General features: G+C 42.0%; 18 protein-coding genes. 9 read left to right on the top strand and 9 right to left on the bottom strand.

What is annotated here, in order from left to right:
• The first annotated feature begins 31 nt into the window (after window positions 1-31).
• Window positions 32-1456 carry a signal peptidase I gene (lepB, locus tag ACH11B_RS02205; protein WP_377612940.1) on the top strand — a complete coding sequence of 475 codons (1425 nt, stop codon included), beginning with the start codon at window positions 32-34 and terminating at the stop codon, window positions 1454-1456.
• 350 nt (window positions 1457-1806) lie between these two features.
• On the opposite strand, the gene ACH11B_RS02200 is transcribed toward lepB, so the two are convergent.
• The 4 genes from ACH11B_RS02200 to ACH11B_RS02185 all read right to left on the bottom strand — a co-directional run bounded on the left by ACH11B_RS02200 (window position 1807) and on the right by ACH11B_RS02185 (window position 8890).
• On the bottom strand, window positions 1807-3273 hold the full coding sequence (locus ACH11B_RS02200; RefSeq protein WP_377612938.1) for an efflux transporter outer membrane subunit: 1467 nt from the start codon (window positions 3271-3273) through the stop codon (window positions 1807-1809).
• Window positions 3266-6427: an efflux RND transporter permease subunit gene (locus tag ACH11B_RS02195; protein ID WP_013663733.1), complete on the bottom strand. Its 3162-nt coding sequence runs from the start codon at window positions 6425-6427 to the stop codon at window positions 3266-3268. Before ACH11B_RS02195 ends, ACH11B_RS02200 begins: the two co-directional genes overlap by 8 nt.
• 54 nt (window positions 6428-6481) lie before the next feature.
• Complete coding sequence (locus ACH11B_RS02190) at window positions 6482-7648, bottom strand: efflux RND transporter periplasmic adaptor subunit (RefSeq protein WP_377612936.1); 1167 nt, start codon at window positions 7646-7648, stop codon at window positions 6482-6484.
• Between the two features lie 123 nt (window positions 7649-7771).
• Window positions 7772-8890 (bottom strand): Ldh family oxidoreductase, encoded by a 1119-nt coding sequence (locus ACH11B_RS02185; protein ID WP_377612934.1) that lies wholly within the window; start codon window positions 8888-8890, stop codon window positions 7772-7774.
• A gap of 372 nt (window positions 8891-9262) precedes the next feature.
• Between ACH11B_RS02185 and ACH11B_RS02180 the strand changes: the two genes are divergently transcribed.
• The 4 genes from ACH11B_RS02180 (at window position 9263) to ACH11B_RS02165 (ending at window position 12846) form a co-directional block, all read left to right on the top strand.
• On the top strand, window positions 9263-9829 hold the full coding sequence (locus tag ACH11B_RS02180; RefSeq protein WP_130858550.1) for an RNA polymerase sigma factor: 567 nt from the start codon (window positions 9263-9265) through the stop codon (window positions 9827-9829).
• Window positions 9810-10553, top strand: coding sequence for a hypothetical protein (locus tag ACH11B_RS02175; RefSeq protein WP_377612932.1), 744 nt, complete (start codon window positions 9810-9812; stop codon window positions 10551-10553). The genes ACH11B_RS02180 and ACH11B_RS02175 overlap by 20 nt, the downstream gene beginning before the upstream one ends.
• A 257-nt stretch (window positions 10554-10810) precedes the next feature.
• A complete protein-coding gene (locus ACH11B_RS02170) occupies window positions 10811-11674 on the top strand; it encodes an outer membrane beta-barrel protein (protein ID WP_013663728.1) in 864 nt (287 codons plus the stop codon).
• A 110-nt stretch (window positions 11675-11784) separates the two neighbouring features.
• On the top strand, window positions 11785-12846 hold the full coding sequence (locus ACH11B_RS02165; RefSeq protein ID WP_377612930.1) for an ABC transporter ATP-binding protein: 1062 nt from the start codon (window positions 11785-11787) through the stop codon (window positions 12844-12846).
• Here ACH11B_RS02165 and ACH11B_RS02160 read toward each other — a convergent pair.
• Window positions 12839-13345: a TlpA family protein disulfide reductase gene (locus ACH11B_RS02160; protein ID WP_377612928.1), complete on the bottom strand. Its 507-nt coding sequence runs from the start codon at window positions 13343-13345 to the stop codon at window positions 12839-12841. The two genes, ACH11B_RS02165 and ACH11B_RS02160, sit on opposite strands and share 8 nt — an antisense overlap.
• Before the next feature lie 879 nt (window positions 13346-14224).
• Window positions 14225-14698 carry a ribonuclease H-like YkuK family protein gene (locus tag ACH11B_RS02155; protein ID WP_013663724.1) on the bottom strand — a complete coding sequence of 158 codons (474 nt, stop codon included), beginning with the start codon at window positions 14696-14698 and terminating at the stop codon, window positions 14225-14227.
• Window positions 14699-15288: 590 nt separating this feature from the next.
• Between ACH11B_RS02155 and ACH11B_RS02150 the strand changes: the two genes are divergently transcribed.
• Window positions 15289-16116: a hypothetical protein gene (locus ACH11B_RS02150; RefSeq protein WP_377612926.1), complete on the top strand. Its 828-nt coding sequence runs from the start codon at window positions 15289-15291 to the stop codon at window positions 16114-16116.
• Window positions 16117-16215: 99 nt separating this feature from the next.
• On the top strand, window positions 16216-16848 hold the full coding sequence (locus tag ACH11B_RS02145) for an ABC transporter substrate-binding protein (RefSeq protein WP_377612924.1): 633 nt from the start codon (window positions 16216-16218) through the stop codon (window positions 16846-16848).
• 300 nt (window positions 16849-17148) lie between these two features.
• Here ACH11B_RS02145 and ettA read toward each other — a convergent pair whose 3' ends face one another.
• Window positions 17149-18831, bottom strand: a complete 1683-nt coding sequence (gene ettA / locus ACH11B_RS02140; protein ID WP_130858545.1) for an energy-dependent translational throttle protein EttA — start codon at window positions 18829-18831, stop codon at window positions 17149-17151.
• Window positions 18832-19022: 191 nt separating this feature from the next.
• On the opposite strand from ettA, the gene ACH11B_RS02135 reads away from it, so the two are divergent.
• Window positions 19023-21599 (top strand): ATP-dependent Clp protease ATP-binding subunit, encoded by a 2577-nt coding sequence (locus ACH11B_RS02135; protein WP_130858544.1) that lies wholly within the window; start codon window positions 19023-19025, stop codon window positions 21597-21599.
• Window positions 21600-21717: 118 nt separating this feature from the next.
• Here ACH11B_RS02135 and ACH11B_RS02130 read toward each other — a convergent pair whose 3' ends face one another.
• Complete coding sequence (locus ACH11B_RS02130) at window positions 21718-21867, bottom strand: hypothetical protein (RefSeq protein ID WP_377612922.1); 150 nt, start codon at window positions 21865-21867, stop codon at window positions 21718-21720.
• Window positions 21868-22362: 495 nt separating this feature from the next.
• Between ACH11B_RS02130 and ACH11B_RS02125 the strand changes: the two genes are divergently transcribed.
• Window positions 22363-22767 (top strand): hypothetical protein, encoded by a 405-nt coding sequence (locus ACH11B_RS02125; protein ID WP_377612920.1) that lies wholly within the window; start codon window positions 22363-22365, stop codon window positions 22765-22767.
• Between the two features lie 167 nt (window positions 22768-22934).
• Here ACH11B_RS02125 and ACH11B_RS02120 read toward each other — a convergent pair whose 3' ends face one another.
• Complete coding sequence (locus ACH11B_RS02120; protein WP_377612918.1) at window positions 22935-23843, bottom strand: hypothetical protein; 909 nt, start codon at window positions 23841-23843, stop codon at window positions 22935-22937.
• Window positions 23844-24258 lie beyond the last annotated feature (415 nt).

Below are 24258 nucleotides of genomic sequence, written 5' to 3'. Positions count from 1 at the left end.
TTTTTACTTTTTAATTTTTACTTTATAAGGCATGTTAACAGCTTTTTTGGTAGTATTTTTTCTGGGCACGCAGATCGGTTTATGGTTACTTTTTGTGAAAGCAGGAAGGCCCGGATGGGAATCACTGACTCCTTTCTATCGTGAATATATTATTACTAAACTTACCGGAAGACCATGGTGGTGGGTGATTTTGCTAGTAGTCCCTATCATCAATCTTTTCATCGGTATTGGGCTGTACATAGATTTTGTTCGATGTTTTGGTCGGCGTTCTTTTCTCGATCAAGTGGGGACCATTATCGTACCTTTTATCGTCTTCCCCTTATGGGGCGCTGATAAAACGGTTACCTATTGGGGAGCTTCGGCTACAGAAGAATTTAAGAAGAAGTATCCTTACAAAAAGTCTGCGACCCGGGAATGGGCTGACGCCATCGTCTTTGCTGTTGTAGCCGCAACGTTGATCAGGACTTTTTTAATTGAAGCTTACATGATTCCCTCCGGCTCTATGGAACGGAGCTTACTTACCGGGGATTTTCTTTTTGTTAGTAAAATAAACTATGGACCACGTCTTCCGATGACGCCGATTGCTTTTCCTTTTGCTCATCACACCATGCCAATAACGGGCACGAAGGCCTATTGGGACGGTTTGGAAATGGATTATCGTCGATTACCGGGCTTGCAGAAAATCAAACGTAATGACGTGGTGGTATTTAATTATCCGATGGAGGCTGATGCACCCTTTAATAGACCGGTGGATAAACGGGAAAACTATATAAAGCGTGCGATCGGTATACCGGGTGATACCATTTCCATTGTAAATGCACAGGTTTATGTTAATGGAAAACAGGGCATAACGCCCGTGGAAGGTCAACTTATGTACGAGGTGACCACGGATGGTACCGATATTAATCTAGACCGCATTAACGATATGCGGATCGACGGTGGATCAACGGGGCAAGCGAACCAGTACGTTTTCTATCTGACACCTTCGTTGGCAAATACAATCAAAGGATGGGCAAACGTGAAGGAAATTAAACCGCTTATTTATCCGAAGGGAACCCCTGAACCTACACAGGATATTTTTCCCCAAGGGTCAGATTGGAACAGAGATAATTATGGGCCGGTCATTGTGCCACATCAAGGTTGGACGGTTCAATTGAATGAACAGACCGTGCCAATTTACGAACGTGCTATTACGGTATATGAAGGCCACACGTTTGAGAAAAAAGGGGATGGTTATTATATTGACGGCACTAAAGCAACGAGTTATACCTTCAAAATGAATTATTATTGGATGATGGGGGACAATCGCCATAATTCGTTGGATTCGAGATTTTGGGGATTTGTGCCGGAAGATCATATTGTTGGTAAGGCCCTTTTTGTATGGCTTAGTTTAGATGACAAAGGATCTTTCTTTGACAAGATCAGATGGAATCGTATTTTTATGGGAATCCATTAATTTTAGTTATTCGTTGAGAGTAGTTAAGTTGTTGAGTAGGGAATTATTCATTCGTGTTCACTTTAAGGTATTCATGAGCTCGCTATGCTCGGTTAGTTAATTAGCCGATTAGCCAATTATTCATTAATGTTTATTTAAAGGCATTCCCTGAAAGACTCGGGACGGGCATGAGCTCTCCCGAGTCTTCGGAGTCGGTTAATTAATGTGATAATGTTGGTACGAACAACCAACAACGAATAACCAACAACTAACCTAGCCCTTAGGAGTGCCTCTGCTCACAACGGACAACTAATAACCAATAACTAACAACTAATAACTAATAACCAATAACTAACAACCAATAACTAACACTACGCCCCTCCACCCAATGCTCTATACAACTCAACTCTAGCCAGCAATAATTGTTGTTTAAGGCTTACTAATTCCAGTTCACTGTCAATCGCATTCTGTTGCGCCGTAATGACTTCCAGATAAGTAGCATAACCTGCTTTAAATAATAATCCCGCTTGTTTAATACCTAGTTGAGCAACCTTTACTCGATTTTCAGCAATTTCATACTCTTCCTGCAATTTTTTAAAGGTTATCAACGTATTGGTAATTTCATTAATGGCATCCAATACAACCTGTTGAAAATCCAGTTCGGCCTTATCCCGTTCGAGTTTAGCAACTTCGATGTCCGTTTTTATTTTGCGTTTATTAAAGACAGGAGCTGTCAAACTCCCTATTATACCCCCAAATAGAGAGCCGGGAATTTTAAACCAATTTTTGGATAACATACTGTTTACCCCGCCTTCGGCTTCTATGGTCAGCGTCGGATAACGATAGGCCTGTGTGACGCCGACATTTGCATTAGCAGCACGTAGCGCGAGCTCAGAGGCACGTACGTCGGGTCGGTGACTCACCATGTATAGCGGAACACCGGCCGTAACAGAATCTTCGATCAAAAAATCAGTCAAGGAGGCATCGCGTGGAATACTATCGGGCAATTCACCGGATAAAGCTCGCAAGCTATTTTCTTGAATGACTACCTGACGCTCCAATTGCGGAATAAGCGATTGAGCTGCTAAACGTTGCGACTCGGTTTGCTGGATAGCGAGCGAGGTTACCTGACCCGCATCCCGTTGCAATTTGACAATGCGTAACGTGCTATCGGTCAACCGCAGGTTTCGACGGGCTACTTCCAATTGAGCATCTAACATCAATAAGTTGTAATAGCCTTCCGCGATATTGGCAACCAATTGCGTTTGTAAGAGTTTACGAGCCTCATACGTTTGCAGATACTCCGCTAGGGTCCGCTCATTCATGCGCCGAATTTTACCCCAAATGTCCAGCTCCCAGCTGAGTCCAATACTGCTCATATGCTGCATGGTATAATCAAATAAGGTTTCCGGAGCTTCTTTACCCTTCGTTTCGTAATATTTCGAGGAGGGATTAGAATAGAAGTTTTTGGATCGGTATTGCCTATTGACGCTTCCCAAGGTAGCATTGATGTCGGGAAGAAATTCTGCACGTGCCTGGAAAACACGTTGGTTAGCGATCTGAATGTTTTTCAGAGCTTTCCGCATATCGTAGTTACTCACAAGGGCCGTGTCAATAATCTTACGAAGTGTAGTATCGACAAAGAATTCGCGCCAATAGATGTTGCCTATTCCGACCGAATCGGCGGGACTGATTTCATCTCGATATTTTTTGGGAAGGTTCAAATGCGGCCGCTTATAATCTTTCCCTACTTTACAAGCATTAAGTAATAGACTAAGGAATATCGTCAAAAGTGCTATTGAGCCGAAGTGCCTTGTTTTTATATTTTTTTTAATCATCTTCTTCCTGAATCATTTTGGATTTTACCTTTTCATCAAAATGCTGAAAAACCATATAAAGAACGGGGATAACAAATACACCAACTGTTACGCCGAATAACATACCGCCTGCTGCACCGATACTGATTGAATGATTACCTTGTGCCGACGGCCCGACCGTCCACATCAAAGGAATCAAGCCCGCAACGAAAGCCAGTGAAGTCATTAGGATCGGTCTCAATCGTAAGCGGGCTCCTTCAATCGCGGCATCGTAAATCGACAAACCGGATTTACGTTGTTGAACGGCAAATTCCACAATGAGAATGGCGTTTTTCGCCAGTAGTCCTATAAGCATGATAAGGCCAACCTGAACATATATGTTGTTTTCGAGTCCGACCAGATTGACAGCTGTATAAACCCCTACGAGACCAACCGGAACCGAAAGTAAAATGGCGAAAGGTAAAATATAGCTTTCGTATTGTGCTGCCAGTAAGAAATAGACAAAGAGAATACTTAACGTAAAGATTAGAATGGTTTGTCCACCACTTTGTCGCTCTTCCAAACTCATGCCGGTCCATTCATAGCTATAGTTTGCTGTCAACACCTTTTCCGCCACCTCATCGACAGCTTTCATCGCGTCACCGGAACTATGGCCTGCCGCTGGTGTCGCATTGATAGCAATAGCATTAAATAAGTTATAGCGATTGACGGTTTCCGGACCAAAGACTTTCCGCAGTTTTACCAAGGTATTGGCTGGTACCATGTCACCGTTTTTATTACGGACGAAAATCGATTTAAAAGACTCCGGGTCATTGGTAAATCGGGCGTCTGCCTGCATGTAGATACGATATTGTCTGCCAAAGCGACTGAAATCGCCAGCTTGTACCCGGCCGTAATAGCCTCGTATGGTTGTCATCAGATCCTTTGCGGTGACACCTAGGGCCTGTGCTTTTACAAAATCGACCTCTAGCTGATATTGTGGGAAATTGGCTTTAAACGGCGTAAATGCTGTTTCAATTTCAGGTCTTTTTTGCAGTTCTTGAATAAAATTGTTCGCCACCTTGCTGAACGATGCAAAAGTACCACCGAGGCGGTCTTGTAATACGAACTCTAAGCCACTAAAATCACCAAACCCTTGTACCGTAGGACGTGGATAAACGCTAAAAGTGGCTTCGCTAATCTGAGAAAGATCCTGACGGATACTATCCATAAAAGCGTTAATGTCTTTTATCTCTCCTCGTTCCTTATGGTCTTTTAGATTGATATAGCCTACCGCAAAGGCCGGGCTGGCCGTGGCGTCAATGGCATTGTAACCGGAAATAGTCGTCATGCCTGAAATCTGCTCGCGTTTTCTCACTATGCTGTCGGCTCGCTGTAATACTTCTGTCGTTCTCGCTAAAGAAGCCCCAGGAGGCATAGACATAGAAAAGGTAACAAAACTGTCGTCTTCTGTGGGAATAAAGCTTGACGGTGTTCTATTCATCAAAAAAATACCGGCTGCGGAAAGCAAGGCTAACAGGGCCAGGGTAAGCCATTTCTTACGCAGCAGGAAATTTAAAGAGCGTATATACTTATTGGTAAGTGTATCAAACGCAACATTAAATCCATCAAAAAACCGCCTCGAATATTTGGACAATTTGCTTCCTTTTAACTCCTTTTCCTTATCATCATGGTGGTTGTTTCTCAACAACAAAGCGCATAGTGCAGGACTTAATGTTAATGCATTGAGCGCCGAAATCAAGATAGCAGTAGCTAGCGTATAGGCAAACTGTTTATAAAATAGGCCGGACGGACCTTCCATGAAACCGACAGGAAGGAATACTGCCGCCATTACCATGGTAATCGATAAGATGGCGCCGGTAATTTCGCTCATCGCAGAAAGTGTTGCTTTCCGCGGAGATAATCCGGTACGTTCCATTTTTTGATGAACCGCTTCTACGACAACAATGGCATCATCTACCACAATACCAATGGCTAAAACGAGCGCAAACATGGTTAAAACGTTGATGGAAAAGCCAAATAGAAGTAGGAAGAAAAAAGTTCCTACCAACGATACCGGGATGGCGATTGCCGGAATCAATGTGGAACGAAAATCTTGCAGGAATATAAAGACAATGACAAACACCAAGAAAAAGGCTTCGAATAAGGTGTGTTTCACCTGACTGATCGACTCGTCTATTTGATCACGAACACTATACGTGATTTCATATTTGATACCCTCGGGAAAAGATCGCTGTAACTTTTCCATCACCTTTCGTATTTGTCCATCGATTTCCACGGCATTCGAGCCACTCGTTTGGACTACGTTGATCGTTAACCCCGGGAAGCCGTTTACTTTGTTGTCCGATCCCACATTAGAAGCACCGAATTCGATACGAGCGACATCTTTAAGGTAGAGCACAGAACCGTCTTCGTTGGTCCGAATAACTAGATTTTCATAATCCTCCGGATTACTGAAACGACCGCGATGTTTCAAAACGGTTTCGAAAACCTCATCGGATGCTTCACCGAATTTTCCCGGGGCGATTTCAAAGTTTTGACTCTTGATGGCATCGATGACATCTTGAGGTACCAAGCCGTAAACAGCCAATTTTTCCGGATTAAGCCATGTACGCATGGAATAATCTCTAGCTCCAATTCGACTGATGGCGGCAACACCTGGGACGCGTAATAACTCGCGGTTAATATTAATTTGCGCATAGGCTTGCAGGAAGGTTTCATCATAAACCGTATCAGGGTGATTACTGAAAATATTCATAGTCATGATGACACCATTCTGCTTGGGCATAACACTGATGCCCGCTTCGTTTACTTCTGCGGGAATTTGGCTGGCGGCCTTTGAAACACGCGTCTGGACATTAACGGCCGCTTGATCGGGATTGGTGCCTGCTTTGAAGAAAATATTGATACTGCCGGAACCGGTATTACTGGCGGTAGATCGTATATAGGTCATATTGTCGACCCCGTTAATAGCTTCTTCAATAGGTAGTAAGACACTCTGCGCCACCGTTTCAGCATTGGCTCCGGGATAAGATAAAGTAACGCTCACGCTCGGAGGGGCAATTTCGGGAAAACGTGTGACAGGTAATTGCAGCATGCCGACAATGCCCAACATGACCAATAAGATGGATATGACGGTAGCAAGGACGGGTCTGCTTATGACGGTTTTTAACATAGTTTTTTCCTCTCGCTAATGGAGTTAATAGGTATTTACTTTAACACGGGGATTTTAACTGCGTTTGGGATTTTGTAGTTGTGGATTAATGGCTAGGCCGTCTTCCAATTTGTCAAAGCCTGACAGTACGACGCGGTCGCCCGGCCTTAGTCCATCTTTAACAATATAGTTAGGGCCGCTGACTCCATCAAGAATGACGGCACGCATCTTTACCTTGTTATCCGGCGTTACAATATATACAAAGGTTTTGTCTTGTAATTCAACGGCAGCTACTTGAGGCATCAACAAGACGCCGGGTTTCTTTTCTTCCATCTTAAGGGTACCGGTATTCCCTTGTCTGAGAACATCATGCGGATTGGCGAAAGAAGCCCGTAAGGAGATGGCCCCCGTTGTTCGGTTTACTTGACCATCAATCGCATCTACAATCCCTTTCTCCGCATATTCGGTACCGTCGGCCAACATAAGGCGAACGTAGGGAATTAACATGTCATTGTTAGCAGACGAGTCGTTTGATCGTCCACCTTTGGTGAAATGTAGGAAATCTGCCTCGCTCATCGAGAAATAGACATACACTTCGCGAGTATCCGAAAGTACCGTGAGCGGCTGGGAGTCTCCTTTGGTAACCAAGTTTCCGATGCGTTTGGGAATTCTGCCTATGTATCCGCTCGAGGGAGCTTTAATATTGGTGAAGCCAAGATTTATCTTGGCAGTAGCTACTGCCGTTGCCGCTTTTGCTACCGAGGCTTTAGCAACCTCGTTGTTCGCTTGTGCCGTACGGAGCTGAACGTCTGATATTACATCGTTTTCTACCAAAGGTTTGAGGCTCTCGACTTCCAAACGGGCATTTTTTTCTTTAGCCTTTTCAACTGTTTCTTCTGCAATGGCATTTTTGAGCGCCTCCAAATAAGGTTGTTCGTTGATTTTAAAAAGATTTTGTCCCTGTTTCACGTAGGCACCTTCATCAACATATATTTTTTCTAGAATGCCCTCAACCTGTGGACGGATTTCTACATTTACTTTTCCTTCGATGGTTCCGAGATAATCTCGTTCTGTTAAAGCCGTACCGGTGTCAACCATAAAAACCGGAAGACTTAATCGCTTGTTGCTTTCATCTTCTGCGTTGGAGGAACCGGAATGGCAGCTGCTTGTAATTGCTAATAAAAAAAGACCTGTATTGAGTGTTAAAAGGGATTTAATGTTTTTACTCGTTTTAATAATCATTGATGTTTTTTATGTTTTAGTGTTTAAGCATGTTGTTGCTTTTCAACAAAACATTTTCAAATAAGTTTGCTTTTATAAGGACATAAAGCCAACCTGTAGGTTTCAGAATTAATGCCAAAAACGTCATGCTATGTTCGGTGATGGTAAACTAAGGTCATTCGCTAGCTTTAGTAAATCATCAAATACACTTTTAACAACAGGGATGCCATTTGCTTTTCTTTCTATGGTTGCAGCCCGCTCGGGTTCGCCGGGAATAATGACAGGTTGATTTTTGTCAATGGGTTCTGCGTTCTTAAACCGATGAATCCAATTATCCATATGCTGTTTAAAATCGTCAAGAGGACGGAAACCATCGGCTCTCAATGCGCCTAAAAAATGTCCCAAACCTTCTCCTACGGGTTGAGGATGAGGCTCTAAATAAGCAACAAAAGGCGGTGCCCAAGGGCCATAATTAGCGCCCGAAAGCACGGCACTTAGAATGTCAACCGTGGCGCTAAGTCCAAATCCTTTGTGACTACCGTGCGCTCGATCGCTTCCTAATGGAAGTAAGGCCCCTCCGGATTTAAGCTCATGCGGATTTACCGAAGGAGTGCCGTCTTTCGTTTGTACCCATCCGTCAGGAATAGAATATCCATTGCGCTGAGCAATTTCAAGTTTACCGTTAGCAGCAGCGGATGTCGCCATATCTATAACTACCGGCGGATACGCTCCTGCCGGAAATGCATAACACATGGGGTTAGTCCCTAACATCCGCTCTTTGCTGAAAGTGGGGGTTACTAGCGGACTGGCATTGGTCATGGCATAACCGATCATATCTTGTTTAACAGCTAATAAGGCATGATAACCGGCAATGCCGAAATGATTGGAGTTGCGTACAGCGACCCACCCGGAGCCATAGTCTTTCGCTTTTTTGATGGCAATTTCCATGGCATAAGGTGCTACTACCAAACCTAAACCGCGATCCCCATCTACGGTAGCCGTGGTGGGCGTTTCATGTACAATCCGTATCTCCGGTGAAGGATTTAGTCTGCCTTTTTGCCACAGCCGAACATATCCGCTTAGTCGTGCCGTCCCGTGGGAATCAATGCCCCGTAGATCGGCTGCAATCAGCACATCCGCAGCCAGTTTAGCATGCGCTGCCGTACAACCGATCGTTAAGAATACTTGTTCAGTAAATTCACGTAGGCTGGTTTCGCTTATTATAAGTGTGTTTTCCAATTGTTTGTGTTTCTTTTTGTTCAAGTGCTTCGCAAACTTAATAAATTGTTGTTAGTTATCGTTATTAGTTATTCGTTGTTGGTTATTAGTTATTCGTACCAACATTATCAAACTAACCGACCCCAAAGACTCGAGGGAGCTCCTATAAATAATGCCTTTAAATAAACACTAATGAATAATTAACCAACCCACTACTTAGCTATTTAACGTCTCAACCACTCCACAATTTCTCTACTTCACGCCCATGCTTCATTGGCTAATTCACCAATTGGCTAATCGGCTAATTAACTAATCCCCTACTTAACTATTTAACGTCTCAACTACTCAACAAAAAAATAAAAAAATCATGCAACCTTTTTACTGCTCTTGACATCTAAGAGAAAAAGGGAACATAATTTGAAGCAATTATACACCATCGATGATCTATTGGAAGGTTGCCGCCGGGGAGAGCGAAAGGCACAGGAGTCGCTCTATCGGGCAATTGCTTCGAAGATGTTCAACCTTTGTTTGCGTTACGCCACATCCGAGATGGAAGCAGAGGATATGTTGCAAAATGGTTTTATCAAGGTGTTTCAGTGTGTAGCTGGTTTTAGAGGCGAGGGGTCTTTCGAAGGTTGGATACGAAAAATCTTTGTAAATACAGCGATAGAGATGATACGGAAGAATAAGCGAATACAGAACACAATAAGTGTTGACGCCGTTTTTGACGAAGAACAACAGACATTTGATATGGAAGGGCTGGAGGTACGTGATTTGCTTGCGCTGATTCAACAATTGCCTGACGGTTATCGTATCGTATTTAATATGTATGCCCTGGAAGGTTATTCACACAAAGAAATAGCAGAAGCACTGAGTATCAGCGAAGGTGCTTCAAAATCGCAATTGTCCCGTGCGCGGGCATGGTTAAAAAGTAAATTGGTAATGTTAGAAAGAGGGGGTAATTATGGATCGTATGCGGAATGATATTTTTGATGAGGAAGTTCGGAAAAAACTTGATTCTTTTGAACCGCAGGTCTCGAACAAAGTATGGTCGAATATCGCCGAACAGTTGGATCAGCAGACAACCGGATCGGGAGCAAGGTCGCTTCAAGTGAAGAGAGCCTTGATGAGGTGGTCGATAGCCGCCATGATTGCGCTTACTTTAGGGGTGGGGATAACTTATATCAAACAGCCACGCAAAGTTGTATATTTAAGTGCAAAGAAAGAAGTTATAAAAGACGAAGGGGCTGCCTTACCAATGCCGGTGACCAAAAGCAATAATGGAATCGGTAAAGGCGAAAAGATGGTTCATAGGAGCGTATCCCCTGCGAAAAGGAATTTAAAGGAGCGAATAGACGGGCGGAAAATAACGGTATCGGAAAATAGGGCAATGACAGATCCCGATGTTATTATGGAAGACACGGGCAACCGGCCCATGATCGTCAATGAGGTAGTATCAGTCGCCGTATCTCCAGGTAATGGACGCGTGGAGCAACCGGCGCTACAGTTTGCTTTTATTGAGACTCCGACGTTAAAGGATACAAAGATGAAGAGCCAAGAAAAGAAAAATTTCGGCATAGGTGAGATTTTAAATTATGTCGTAGGTTCGGTTGATCATGGCGATGCAAAGGTGCTGTCTTTTGCCAGTGATGATGAAGGCACATTGAAAGTAGCCGTTGATTTGAAGGCATTGAAGGTTAGGCTGTGATGGGGGAATGGTTAAGTAAGGGGGATAGTCAAGTAGTTAAGTAAGGGGGATAGTCAAGTAGTTAAGTAGAGGAATAGTCAAGTAGTTAAATAGGGAAGTAGTTAAGTAGATACGATTTGACGACTCCACGACTCGACAACTTAACTATTTAACGACTCAACGACTCAACCATTTAACCTCTCAACGACTCAACAACTCAACGACTCAACTATTTAACGTCTCCAACAACTAATAACGAACAACTAATAACTACATATATGAAGCATATTTTATTTACAGGGTTAACTTTTTTAGCGTTGATTGGCACCGTTCAGGCAAGCAATACTGAATTATCGAAGGTGGAGGGGATACGTGATACAACGGATATGGACACCGTAAAAACTGAACGGAAGCGAAAGCTAACCGTCAAATGGAGCTCTGATGGAGATAATATGGTCAAGGTTGAACGTTGTAATCCTTGCGATAGCTTAAATAAAAGTAAGAGTACTGACTTTTTGAAGCAGAAGCCGAAGGTTATTTTAGGAATCACATTTTCCCGCTTTGATTTAGGATTGGCTACCTTACTAGATAATGGTAGTTTTACGCTTAGTCCGGAGAACGATTTTCTAAGGAACCGAACATGGAAAACAATTAATGTGGGCTTTGATGTTTTCCAATTCGGCTACCGCTTCAACGAAAAGTTTAGATTGTTTTTGTCTGCCGGTTTTGATTGGACCCACATCCGCCTGAAAAATGACATCATATTCGACCGGAATACTACACCGCTAAGCTACACCGAATCGGATATACATTATAGCAAAAACCGTTTCAGCTCCAGTTATCTTAGGATACCGATAACCTTCGAACATCGATTGGGCATGGATCGTGATTTACGAATTGCCTACGGCCCAATTGGAGGTTTCTTGCTAAGTGGAAGCCAAAAATTTAAGAGTGAAGAGGAAGGCAAACGGAAAGTTAAAGACGATTTTAATTATGCTAAATTCCGTTATGGTGCTTTTGCACGTGTAGGCTATAAATGGGTCGGTTTATATGCCAAGTACTATTTCAATGATATGTTTGAGAATAGTCCACAGCAAGAGGGCCTGAGAAATATGTCTTTCGGACTGATGTTCTTCTTCTAAAAACTTTTGCTTTTATAGGTCGATCAGTGCTATCACGATCGACCTAGTTCATGAATGCCTAAAATTTTTTTATCTTCGAGGCGTTTACACTATAAGTGTAATGTTTTTTGATGGCAAATAATACAAATACACCTTCCTGCGATTTTATTCCTTCGGATACGCAAAAGCAAGGACTCGCATACATTCAGGTCGATAATTTATCAAAACGTTTTTCGGATAAACCGGATAGTTTAGGGTTAACCCAGATCTCCTTTGGTGTGGAGCAAGGTAAAATCACGGCGATCATAGGGGAAAGTGGAAGCGGAAAAAGCACACTGTTGCGATTAATTTACGGTCTTGCAAGTCCTGATGAAGGGGAAATTCGTTTCAAAGGATGGAAGGTGCCGGGGCCCTTCGATAAATTGATTCCGGGGCATGAAGACATGCGTCTGGTATCTCAGCACTTTGATGATTTAAATACCTATGCTAATGTTTGGGATAATGTGGCGTCTCGTTTATCAAATACCAACTTACTGGAAAAACACGATAAAACGGAAATCGCCTTAAACAGTCTGAATATTTTGAGGCTATCCAAACAACGTATTGCTGATCTAAGCGGAGGCGAGAAGCAGCGGGTAGCCATCGCCCGGGCACTTGTGACCGGACCGCAGGTCTTATTAATGGATGAGCCCTTTAATCAGGTAGATGCTTCATTCCGCGACCACTTGCAGCAAGATATCCGAAAGATAGTAGATGAGATCGGCCTAACGGTCATTATGGTATCCCATGATCCAAGTGAAGTACTGGCTTTATCGGATGCTTTATTAATTTTACAAGACGGTAATTTAATGGGGGTCGGTAGCCCGAAAGAAATATACAATAATCCACCCAATGCGTATACCGCTAGGTTATTGGCAAGGAGTAATATATTGTCCGAGGAGGAAGCTAGTTATCTATTACCGGAGATAAGTGCAAAAGAGATCATTATCCATCCGGAGTGGATACGAATAGATGAGATCGTACGGACTACTACGCCATTTACTATTCAGAACATCCTTTTTAAAGGCTTTTACGAAGAAATTATATTGTCGGATGAGAAGCTCCAATTGCGATGTATCAATAAAATGCCGAATCGATATCAGCTTGGACAACAGGTATCAATTGAAGTCTTGCAACATAAAGCGATTAATTAAGCCTCTTATCCAGGACTTCTAATAGCTTATCAAACTCTTCTTCCGTATAACCAAGGGATAAATAGATGATTTTGCCCTCTTCATCTACCACGACGTTTCTAGGAATACCGCTGTTTGCGTATTTTGAGAATATTTCCCGCTTCACATCAGGGAGGATGGGAAAGGTGTAGCCCGTTTTTTCAATGAATGGCCGCAGTTTGTCCCAATTCTCTTCACGGCCGAAGACGAATAACTCAAACTTTTTGTTAGTCTTGTAACGATCGTAAATTTCTTTCTGAACGCGAGGGAGTTCTTTTCGGCAAGGAGGGCACCATGTTGCGAAGAAATTGATCAATACGACCTTTCCTTTATAATCCTGTAGGTTTTTTAAGCTGCTGTCGGCTAGAGTGAACGAAAAATCAGGTGCCTTATCGCCTATTTTTACCAACCATTCTTGCTGATCTTGTGCATAGGAAAATGCCCGTAGAAAGCTTATCAGGAAAAGGAACATGTATTTCATTGCTGTTGTTTTATTAGTTATTAGGACAAAAGTATCAAGATAAAAGTATTAGGACAAAAGTATCAGGATAAAAGTATCAAGGCGAAGACTGTTATGTTATTATTCTAGCACACACATCTATTGTCCTATGTCCTACTACTTACCTGCCTGCAGGCAGGTGGTTATAACGGTACCAATACAAAAGTATCAAGCCTGCCTGCGGTAGGCAGGTATCAAGACAAACGCGAAATTATTTGCCTGTCAGTTGGGATTACTTTCTCCCGTTGGTCGGTCAGTTTCGGTTTTAACATAGAGAAGGAGGTGTTTATATTAAAAAAACCTTTATTTTGTCACTTTCTTCCGAAGAAAGTAACCAAAGACTCGTCGCTTGGAACTTTGCTTTAAACGGTAATGCATCAACGTGCAAACCGCAAATTTCCTAGGCGACATTGTGGCAGAACGGAGGGCTTTTACTTTTAACCGGACGTATTAGCTTTAGCCCTAAATATAGCCTCGTGTGTGGGAAGAACGGCCTTGGAGGATATCGACGCAACGAGCAGTAAAGCATTTGCACCCTCGCTCATATTGCAATCCCCAAGCGGATTGACGAAGTGAAACGGCTCCAATACGCGCTAATGATGCTTTGCCATCAGTTGCAAGGCAGCCTACACAAGCCTTGATTTATTCAGGCTTGTTTATTTTTAAAGGTGTTCATGAACTCATCACTACGTTCTTCGGTTTGCTCAACTTTTATCAAGAAAAGTTGATTAAGAAAAAGGTTCTTTTTTAAAAACGAAATCCCTTTGACAGCTATGGTTCTATGTCATGTTACCTAGACCTTATGTCCAAAATTCGCTCATTATAAAAAAAAAGCTCACAACTAGGAATCAAAAAACTTCTTTACTGCACCATTTTATTCGCACAGGTTGAGCTTGCAAAAGCCTCCGGTTTCGCTTTGAATACAAAGCCCATACTTAAAATGTATCCCATAGCTTCATGAAGTGCCTGATTGGATTTAAACATAGGATTAGTGTTAATATCGGCATGTACTTCTAAGTCGACATGATAGGTGTCCAAAATATCGCAAAGTGAATAAGCCGTTTCAATAGAACGCTGTACTTCCGCGAGCATTCGTTCTTTGATGCTCATTTTAAGCAGGGACCGTTCTTGGTGAATGAACATAAAGCCACCTTTCTTTTCGCGGATAAAAGCAATCACCGTTGCAAAATCAGTGATTTGCCCTTTTACCTGCGAGTCGGTGCCGATGCAGACTTTGAGCTTGTTTCCTAATGCATATTCTTTCGAGATGGCTGTGCTTACTTCTTCGAGAAGTGGTTTGCGAATGGGTTCTCCGCTAAATTTTTTCCAGGTCATAAATTAAAGGTATTACGTTAAATCTAAATAGCCCTTGCCTGCGTATCGATCTTTGCTATAAAGTTAGCGCATTTGAAGTGTTTCCTGATAAAGAGAATGTGGTTTATTTGTTAACATTTGGTTAATTATCAACACGTTGGGTTGTTGAGAGGTTAAGTCGTTAAATAGTTGAGAAGTTAAATAGTTAAGTAGTTGATTAGCCAATGTGGTAATGTTGTAGGTAAGTGCGTGCCTAAAGCTTACTGCCTATAGCATAATGCCTCGCAATAGTTGAGTAGGGAAATAGTGAATTAGTGAATTAGCCAATTAGCAGATTAGACAATTAGCCAATGTGGGTAGATGGCTGCCTAAAGCTTACTGCCTATAGCCTAACTCCTCGCAATAAATAGTGAATTAGTCAATTAGCCAATGTGGTAATATTGTAAGTAGGTGCGTGCTTAAAGCTTACTGCCTATAGCCTAATGCCTACTAACAAATATCCAATATTTTACATCAGATTCTTCGTCCTTTTTAAACAAAATACGTTACTTAGCTGTATTATTAGATTAGATATTAATCTTATTAGTACTTATCGTAAAAAAAATAGCAATATGAACTTTAAATCTCAAATCATGACGCTGGTAACGGGCGCTTTCATAGCAGCTTCTTTGTCGGCATGTAATCAATCTGGCACAAAATCAACAGAAGGAACCGACAGCACTACTGCCACTGAGGCTGCAACGAGTGCGATCAGTGTTACACCTGTCGCAGATTCAAAGGCATTTCCAGGTGCTGAATTGGCCGTCTCTTCTATTACGGCTACACCGGGTGCTTCCCAGGATTCAGTGAAGTTGGAGGTTAAATATGCGGTAAAGAATTTTACGTTGACAGAACATACAGCCGATCATAATGCGGATCATATGGCTAATTCAGCGGAAGGGCAGCATATCCATTTTATTTTGGACAACCAGCCTTATACCGCACTTTATAAACCGGAAAATAGTGTAAGTCTGAAGAAAGGAACCGAGCACTATTTATTGTCCTTTCTTTCACGTTCTTACCATGAATCCATAAAAGAGCCAAAGGCTTATGTTTTAAAGCATTTCAAAATTACCGATCAGGGAAAATATGAGGAATTACCCGTTCCTGCGGATGCCGCTTTATTCTATAGTCGTCCGAAAGGCGAATATAAGGGAAAAGATACCGAGAACTTATTGCTTGACTTCTACCTAGTGAACACGGAGTTATCGGCTTCGGGCAACAAAGTGAAAGCAGAGATTAATGACACTACGATCACGTTGGATAAATGGGGACCTTATGAAATCAAGGGAGCTCCAAAAGGGAATCTAAAAGTCAAATTAACGTTGGTAGGACCTGATGGAAATGAAATAAAAGGAGACAATACTTCTATAACAAGAGAAGTTAAATTGAGCGAATAAGAAACAATTTTTAAAGAGGGGGCTGTTAGTGATTATATCCTGGCAGCCCTTTTTTATACCCCTCATTTTATCTAAGTTTGCTTCGTAAACAATAATACTATGCAAGATTATACCTCGTATTTGTCGACAGTTGTGAAGGCTTTAGGTTTGGATGAAGCATGCGTAAAACTACTGGAAGAAGACATCAACTTAACACAGCAACTTCATCATATTGATCAAATATATGAGCGCATCTCTTACATAGGAACAAGCTTGAACGTGTCTCGAGAAGCGGAAAAACTAATCGAAGAACTTGCTGAGCGTATTAATATCGTGGTTCACAAACTGAAATTTATAGCAGATAACCAACGACCTACTGTTAAAGTGGTAGCCGAATCGACGCTTGATAACGAACCGGAGGCTTATATTAATACCATTATACGAACTGCAGGGGGAAGGGTATATAACGAAGTACTGGATACGAAGGGACCTCAGCTTTTCATCTTTCTAGCTCAAAATAGGAGTATGTTTCAATTATTAGGTGAAATCCCAGGCTTTTTAGCAGATGAGGAATGGGAAAACACGCCGGCTATTAAGGAAAATAAGGTGTTTTTAATTGACGGCGAAAAGCACTTACTTGCTAGTTTGCCCGAGGCCGCAGATGATGTAGAGCTTTTGGCAGAAATTCTTTACCCTCAATATTTTGTGTTTGGCGGGGAGGGAGAATCGTGGATGAAATTTGAGCTTAGTTAATTCGTTGGGTAGGGAAGTAGTTAAGTAGGGGAGTAGTTAAGTAGAGAAATAGTTAAGTAGGGAAATAGTTAAGTAGAGAAGTAGTTAAGTAGGGAAGTATTAATACGATTTAACAACTCGACAACTTAACGTCTCAACTATTTAACGATTCAACGACAAAAGAAGATGTGTTTTTTATGTTGAGGAAAAATATATAGTTATTCGTTACCGGTTACTAGTTATTCGGCCAGTGTTTGACGAATTACCAATAACCAATAACGAACAACTAATAACTAATAACAAACAACTAATAACTCGCAACTATTTCACCAACTTCTTGTATTTAATCCGCTTCGGTCCTGTGTCTCCCAATCGTTTCTTCCGGTTCTCTTCATACTCCGAGTAGTTTCCTTCAAAGAAATAAACTTGGGAATCGCCTTCAAAAGCGAGGATGTGTGTACAGATTCGATCTAAAAACCAACGGTCGTGTGATATAATCACGGCACAGCCACCAAAATTCTCGAGACCCTCCTCCAACGCTCGAAGCGTATTCACATCAATATCATTGGTTGGTTCGTCCAGCAGTAAAACATTGGAACTTTTCTTAAGCGTAATGGCTAAGTGCACGCGATTGCGCTCACCGCCCGATAGTACGTCGATTTTTTTCTGCTGGTCGGCACCATTGAAGTTGAATTTGGAAACATAAGCCCGGGAATTAACGGTGCGATTCCCTAGGACGATATTATCGTGCCCTCCGGTGATATTTTCCCAGACGTTTTTGTTCGGATCTAAGTCGTCATGCATTTGATCCACATAACCCAATGCAACGGTTTCTCCTACCCGGAAGGAGCCGCTGTCCGGTTGCTCTTGTCCGGTGATTAATCGGAACAATGTAGTTTTTCCTGCACCATTTGGTCCTATAATACCAACAATGCCCGCAGGAGGAAGTGAAAAAGTGAGGTTTTCAAACAGCACTTTATCGCCGTAAGCCTTGGTTACATTTTGCGCTTCAATCACCACATTTCCCAAACGAGGGCCTGGAGGAATAAAGAGCTCCAACTTTTCTTCCCTTTCCTTCGTTTCTTCAGAAGCCAACTTTTCGTAATTGGAAAGACGGGCCTTGGATTTAGCGTGACGCGCTTTCGGAGCCATCCGCACCCATTCCAACTCCCGTTCGAGTGTTTTTTGGCGTTTACTTTCCGTCTTTTCTTCCTGTGCCAGACGTTTAGCCTTTTGATCTAACCAGGAAGAGTAATTGCCTTTCCAAGGAATACCTTCCCCGCGATCTAGCTCCAAAATCCATCCGGCCACATTATCCAAGAAATAGCGATCGTGTGTTACCGCAATCACCGTTCCTTTATATTGTTGTAGGTGCTGTTCCAGCCAGTCGATCGACTCGGCATCCAGGTGGTTCGTTGGCTCGTCTAACAGTAACACGTCCGGCTCTTGAAGTAGAAGCCGACATAATGCCACTCTTCTGCGCTCGCCTCCTGACAAATTGGCAATGGATGCGTCGGGGTCGGGGCAGCGCAGAGCATCCATGGCTCGTTCAAGCTTATTGTCCAATTCCCAAGCACCGGTGGCGTCGATTTTATCCTGTAGTTCACCTTGTCGATTCATTAATTTTTCCATCTCATCCGGGTTTTCATACACCTCCGGCAACCCGAATTTTTCATTAATTTCCTCGTATTCCGTTAAGATGGCCTTCGTTTCAGCGACTCCCTCTTCCACTACTTCTTTCACTGTTTTTGCGGGGTCTAAAATAGGTTCTTGCGCTAAATAACCCACCGAATACCCCGGAGAAAAAACAACTTCACCCTGGTAAGATTTGTCTAAACCGGCTATGATTTTTAAGAGGGAAGATTTTCCGGAGCCATTTAAACCAATTACGCCAATTTTAGCACCGTAGAAAAAAGATAAATAGATATTTTTTAGTACCTGTTTTTGAGGCGGGTAAATCTTATTTACACCGGCCATCGAAAATATTACTTTCTCGTCTGACATATTCGTGATAAAATTCTACTGCAAAGATGGCGATATTTAGTCATAAACGCGTAACTTTAGGTATCATAAAGACTGACAAGAATTGCATATGAGAGAAATGGCGTAATTGTTGATAAAAGTTACATAAAGCGCTCAAAGTTTTAATTAATAATTTTATACATTAGAGCATTAAAAGAAAGGTAAATACATTCATGGAAGCAAAATTCTCGCCACGCGTAAAAGACGTTATCTCCTATAGCAGGGAAGAAGCGCTTCGACTTGGACACGACTACATCGGCACCGAGCATCTCTTGCTGGGCCTGATCCGCGAGGGAGATGGTTTAGCAATCAAAATATTAAAGCATGTGGGGGTAGATACTGCCCGTTTACGCCGCTCCATCGAAGAGGCTGTAAAAGGGACGTCATCCACTTCGGCTAATCTTGGCAATATTCCACTGACGAAGCAGGCGGAAAAAGTGCTCAAGATTACTTACCTAGAAGCTAAGATATTTAAGAGCGAAATTATTGGCACCGAGCATCTATTACTTTCTATCTTAAGAGACGAAGATAATATTGCTTCTCAGATACTTCAGCAATTCCATATCAATTATGATATTTTCAAAGCTGAGGTAGAGCAGAACAAAACGGAAATCACCGACCAAGCAGCCGGTTCGGCTGCGGGAGATGATGATTTCCGCGATGAAGATAGCTTCAGCCAACCTAAAAAAGTGTCAGATATTAAATCGAAAACCCCGGTACTGGATAACTTTGGTCGCGACTTGACCAAAGCTGCAGAAGAAGGACGTTTAGATCCAATCGTTGGACGTGAAAAAGAGATTGAACGCGTATCTCAGATTCTTTCACGTCGTAAAAAGAATAACCCGATTTTAATTGGTGAACCGGGAGTTGGTAAATCGGCTATTGCCGAAGGCTTAGCCTTGCGCATTGTACAACGGAAAGTTTCTAGGGTGCTCTTTAACAAGAGAGTAGTTACCTTAGATTTGGCTTCCCTAGTCGCAGGTACTAAATACCGCGGTCAATTTGAAGAGCGGATGAAGGCGGTGATGAATGAACTCGAAAAATCACCTGATGTGATTTTATTTATCGATGAAATTCATACCATCGTGGGCGCCGGCGGAGCTTCCGGATCACTGGATGCTTCGAACATGTTTAAACCAGCTTTGGCACGTGGAGAAATTCAATGTATCGGAGCTACTACGCTGGATGAATATCGCCAGTATATTGAAAAGGATGGCGCCTTGGACCGTCGTTTCCAAAAAGTAATGATCGAACCGGCAACGCATGAGGAGACGATTGAAATTCTTAACCGTATCAAGGATAAGTATGAAGAGCACCACGCGGTAACTTTTACACCGGAGGCGATTGAAGCCTGTGTGAGTTTAACTACTCGCTACATTACTGACCGATTCTTGCCGGACAAGGCTATTGATGCCTTGGATGAAGCAGGGTCACGTGTTCACCTAACAAATATTCATGTTCCTCAGAGCATCATTGATATTGAAGAGAAAATCGAAGATATCAAAGTGGAGAAGAATAAAGTAGTTCGTAGTCAGAAGTATGAGGAAGCTGCTAAGCTTCGTGATACGGAGAAGAAATTACTGGAAGAGTTGGATCGTGAAAAGCAAGCTTGGGAAGCAGAAACGAAAACCAAACGTTATACCGTTACAGAAGATGATGTTGCTCAAGTGGTGTCGATGATGACCGGTATTCCTGTTCAACGTGTTGGACAAACCGACAGCCAAAAGCTGTTAAACATGGCCGAATCGATGAAAGGAAGGATTATCGGACAGGACGATGCGGTGAAGAAACTTGTGAAGGCGATTCAACGCACCCGTGCCGGTTTGAAAGATCCGAAAAAGCCAATTGGTTCCTTTATCTTCTTAGGGCCTACAGGTGTCGGTAAAACGGAATTAGCGAAAGAGTTAGCACGTTTTATGTTCGACAGCGAGGATTCTTTGATCCAGATCGATATGAGTGAATACATGGAAAAATTTGCTGTATCACGTTTGGTAGGAGCGCCTCCAGGATATGTCGGTTATGAAGAAGGCGGTCAGTTAACTGAAAAGGTACGTCGCAAACCGTATTCTGTAGTTCTATTAGATGAAATCGAAAAAGCTCACCCGGATGTGTTCAACTTGCTATTACAGGTATTGGACGAAGGACAGTTAACCGATAGTTTGGGTAGAAGAGTAGATTTTAGAAATACGATCGTTATCATGACTTCGAATATCGGTGCCCGTCAATTGAAAGACTTTGGTCAAGGCGTAGGTTTCACTACTAGTGCGAAGGCTACACAGGCTGAGACGCATTCTCGGAGTGTCATCGAGAATGCCTTAAAACGCGCTTTTGCTCCGGAGTTCTTAAACCGCGTAGACGATGTGATTGTGTTCAATTCACTTGGTAAAGAAGAGATCTTCAAGATTATCGATATCGAGTTAAAAGCATTGTTCACCCGTATCCAAGGTTTGGGCTATACCGTGAACTTAACAGAAGGTGCAAAAGAATTCATTGCGGAGAAGGGCTTTGACAGTAATTTCGGAGCTCGTCCATTGAAACGTGCCATTCAGAAGTACTTGGAAGATCCAATTGCGGAAGAAATTCTGAAAGGTGATTTAGCAGATGGCGCTACTTTAGAAATTGACTACAATAAGGAAAAAGAAGAGATTGTGGTAAATGGCTCACATAAGAGCGATAGTAAGAAGTCGGCTAAGCCTACAGATATCGAGAAAGAGCATGAAGATGAGAAAGACGGAAGCAATAGTAAGTAGCTAAGGGCTTTCAGCAATCGGCTATCAGCTTAATATAGAAAAAAGCGTCGCGCATTTGCGTGACGCTTTTTTTGTTGGGGATTTGTTAAATCGTTGAGTAGTCGAACCGTTGATTTAATTAGCCAATAGTTGAATAGGAAAATAGTTGAGTAGGGGAGTGGATCCAGTTGTTAATATGCTTTTGAGCCTCCTCAATTCGTTTAATATCTTCTTCTGCCCAAGCGGAAACTTTTAATATTTTCTTTTTGTAGGAAGAGAGATTCTCCACTTTTTTTTCTTTTTGTTTAATAGAAAGTCAACAAAGTCGCTTACCTCTTTTTGTGAAGCGGCATCAAGTAAATTGTATTTTATTTGAATGTTCGTCATGGCATCTTTGTTATTTCTACTACAAGGATAACAAAATGAGGTGAAATTACGTTATTCACTATGCGTTGAAAAAGAGGATAATGCTACTCCATACTCCATATTAACTACTCCCTATTCACTAAATTAAAATTATGGAGCGATTCTTGCTTAAACCTTTTCATGTTTTGTCACTCTAAGAAGTAGATACTCGTTGAGTGGTTGAGACGTTGAATAGGGAATTAGCTAATTAGTTAATGTGATAATGTTAGTACGAATAATGATAACCGTTAACAATTAACTAGTCTAGTTAAGTAGTATTGCCCTTACGAACGCCGTCACCAATAACGAACAACCAAGAACGAATAACGAATGGCTGGCAACAAATAACCAATAACGAACAACTAAAAACAAATAGCGAATGAAGAAGTATTTATTTTTAATGATTGCCTTAGTAGGTTTGGTAGGTATGAGTGGGTGTAGTAAAGATGATGATCCAACTTTTAATCCTAATAGAACATTTGTAATGGAATTACCTTCGTCTTCGTGGAGGTCTATTGATAATGGAGAAGCTTGGGAGGTTGAAATACCACTTGATGAGTTGACAAGTGAAGTTTTTGAGAACGACGACGTTTCGGTTCATCTTATGTTTGAGGACGAAATTTATGAACCGTTAACGACGGTATATAACGGGATCGCTTATCGCTATGATTATGCAATTGGCAGCATACTATTAGACGCCAAATGGGCAGACGGAAGGGGAGGGGTAATGGAAAACCGTCCTCCAACAAGATATGTGAAAATAATATTATCAGAATCTTGGTAATAAATCAAATAATATTAGCGGAGAATAAACTTGGATATTGTTACTTCTCCGCTAACCCTAAAACTGTTGGCGCTACAAGGCTTGCTAATAACTCAAGCAAGGTCTAAATAAATCAGCTCTATCAATTTCCAGCCAAATCGTACATTTACTTACTCTTTATCATCTAATCATTTCTTCTTCGTTTTTTCTGCCTTTGCTTTAATACGATCGATTTCGGTCTTCTTTTCTAAAAGTATGGTGTAAAACCATTCAGCTTCTCTTAGTGGTTGATGGTCAGGGCCGATGGCCGTTGCCTGATTTTTTATATACATTTCCTCATTAACGCAAAAAGCGTGTAAGAAACCGGCGGGATTCATTGTTTTTTCGCCAATCATTTTTCGTTGTTCTAGCCAGTCGAGTTGATAATAATGCAAAGAAAAATAGACAAATACCAAGGCTTCTTTGGGTAATTTTTTAAGGCATTTCCATTGTACATCAAAGGTGGCGGGCAGCGGAGGTTGTTCCATTTTTGATTTAACGAGCATAATTTCTTCCTGTGCCAGTATTTGATATGCTTCCTGCGCATAGTCAATACTTACCAATGCTACCCGGAGAAAAGCTCCGGGACGGGGGTTGATATTACGCTGCAAGAAGGGAATATCTTGCTTTGGTGTGAGCGCATCGATAGTGATCTCTACGGTACCGTCTGGCTGAATCGAACAGCGGGGAAAAACATGCAAGGTTTTCTCAAAAGGAGCATCCGGATTGAATTGGAAACCGATAAAGGGGCTAGGATCTATTTGGTTTAGGTTTTTGTGGCCAGCGGCTTCCGGGAGTTGACTGACGCATTTTTGCATAACCGCATTTAACCTGCCCGAAACATAAGGATCCATATACTCAAAAAGCAAACTCCCTATCTGTCGGATAATTTTGGTTGCATTGCTGCTGATACCAAATTCCTGCGCAGCAATGCGGGTATTGGTGGTTTGCTTTACCACTCTCGGCATACTTTGTACGATGGATTCGCCATTTACATCCCGATAAACTTCATGTCCTTTTTTTCCGCTCAGTCGTCCGTTTTTGTTAATCTTCGCCATAATTTATATATTCGCTTTTAGCCAATACTTGGCCGTTTCAATTATTAATTCCGGTTCTTCTTTTCCTCATACCAAGTCTATACTTTCTTCATATCTTCTTCGCCTTTATTGAACATGCAATCTATATCATTTCCAGGGTGAGTCCAGGTTTTTAACTTAAAACGTGGACTCACCCTGGACTCAATGTGGACTCACCCTGGACTCACCCCGAAGAAGGTCCCTAGCAAATGGCTACTTGGCCATTTTATAGTTCAAAGAAATTTGCTGTTTTTAATAGGTATTTGAAAGGAGCGTTATTGTATTAAACGCGAAGACAAGATAATAATTTACAGGCGAAACTGAAAATTTAAAGTATAAACCTATATACATTTACCAAAATATTTTATTCATCTTGAATGTCTTCCTCCTAGTTATC

This window comes from Olivibacter sp. EAT-5, assembly GCF_044784325.1.
In the GTDB taxonomy this organism is placed as follows: Bacteria; Bacteroidota; Bacteroidia; order Sphingobacteriales; family Sphingobacteriaceae; genus Olivibacter; species Olivibacter oleidegradans.
The sequence above is the reverse complement of the archived record's forward strand: the minus strand, read 5'-3'. Positions and strand labels throughout refer to the sequence as shown.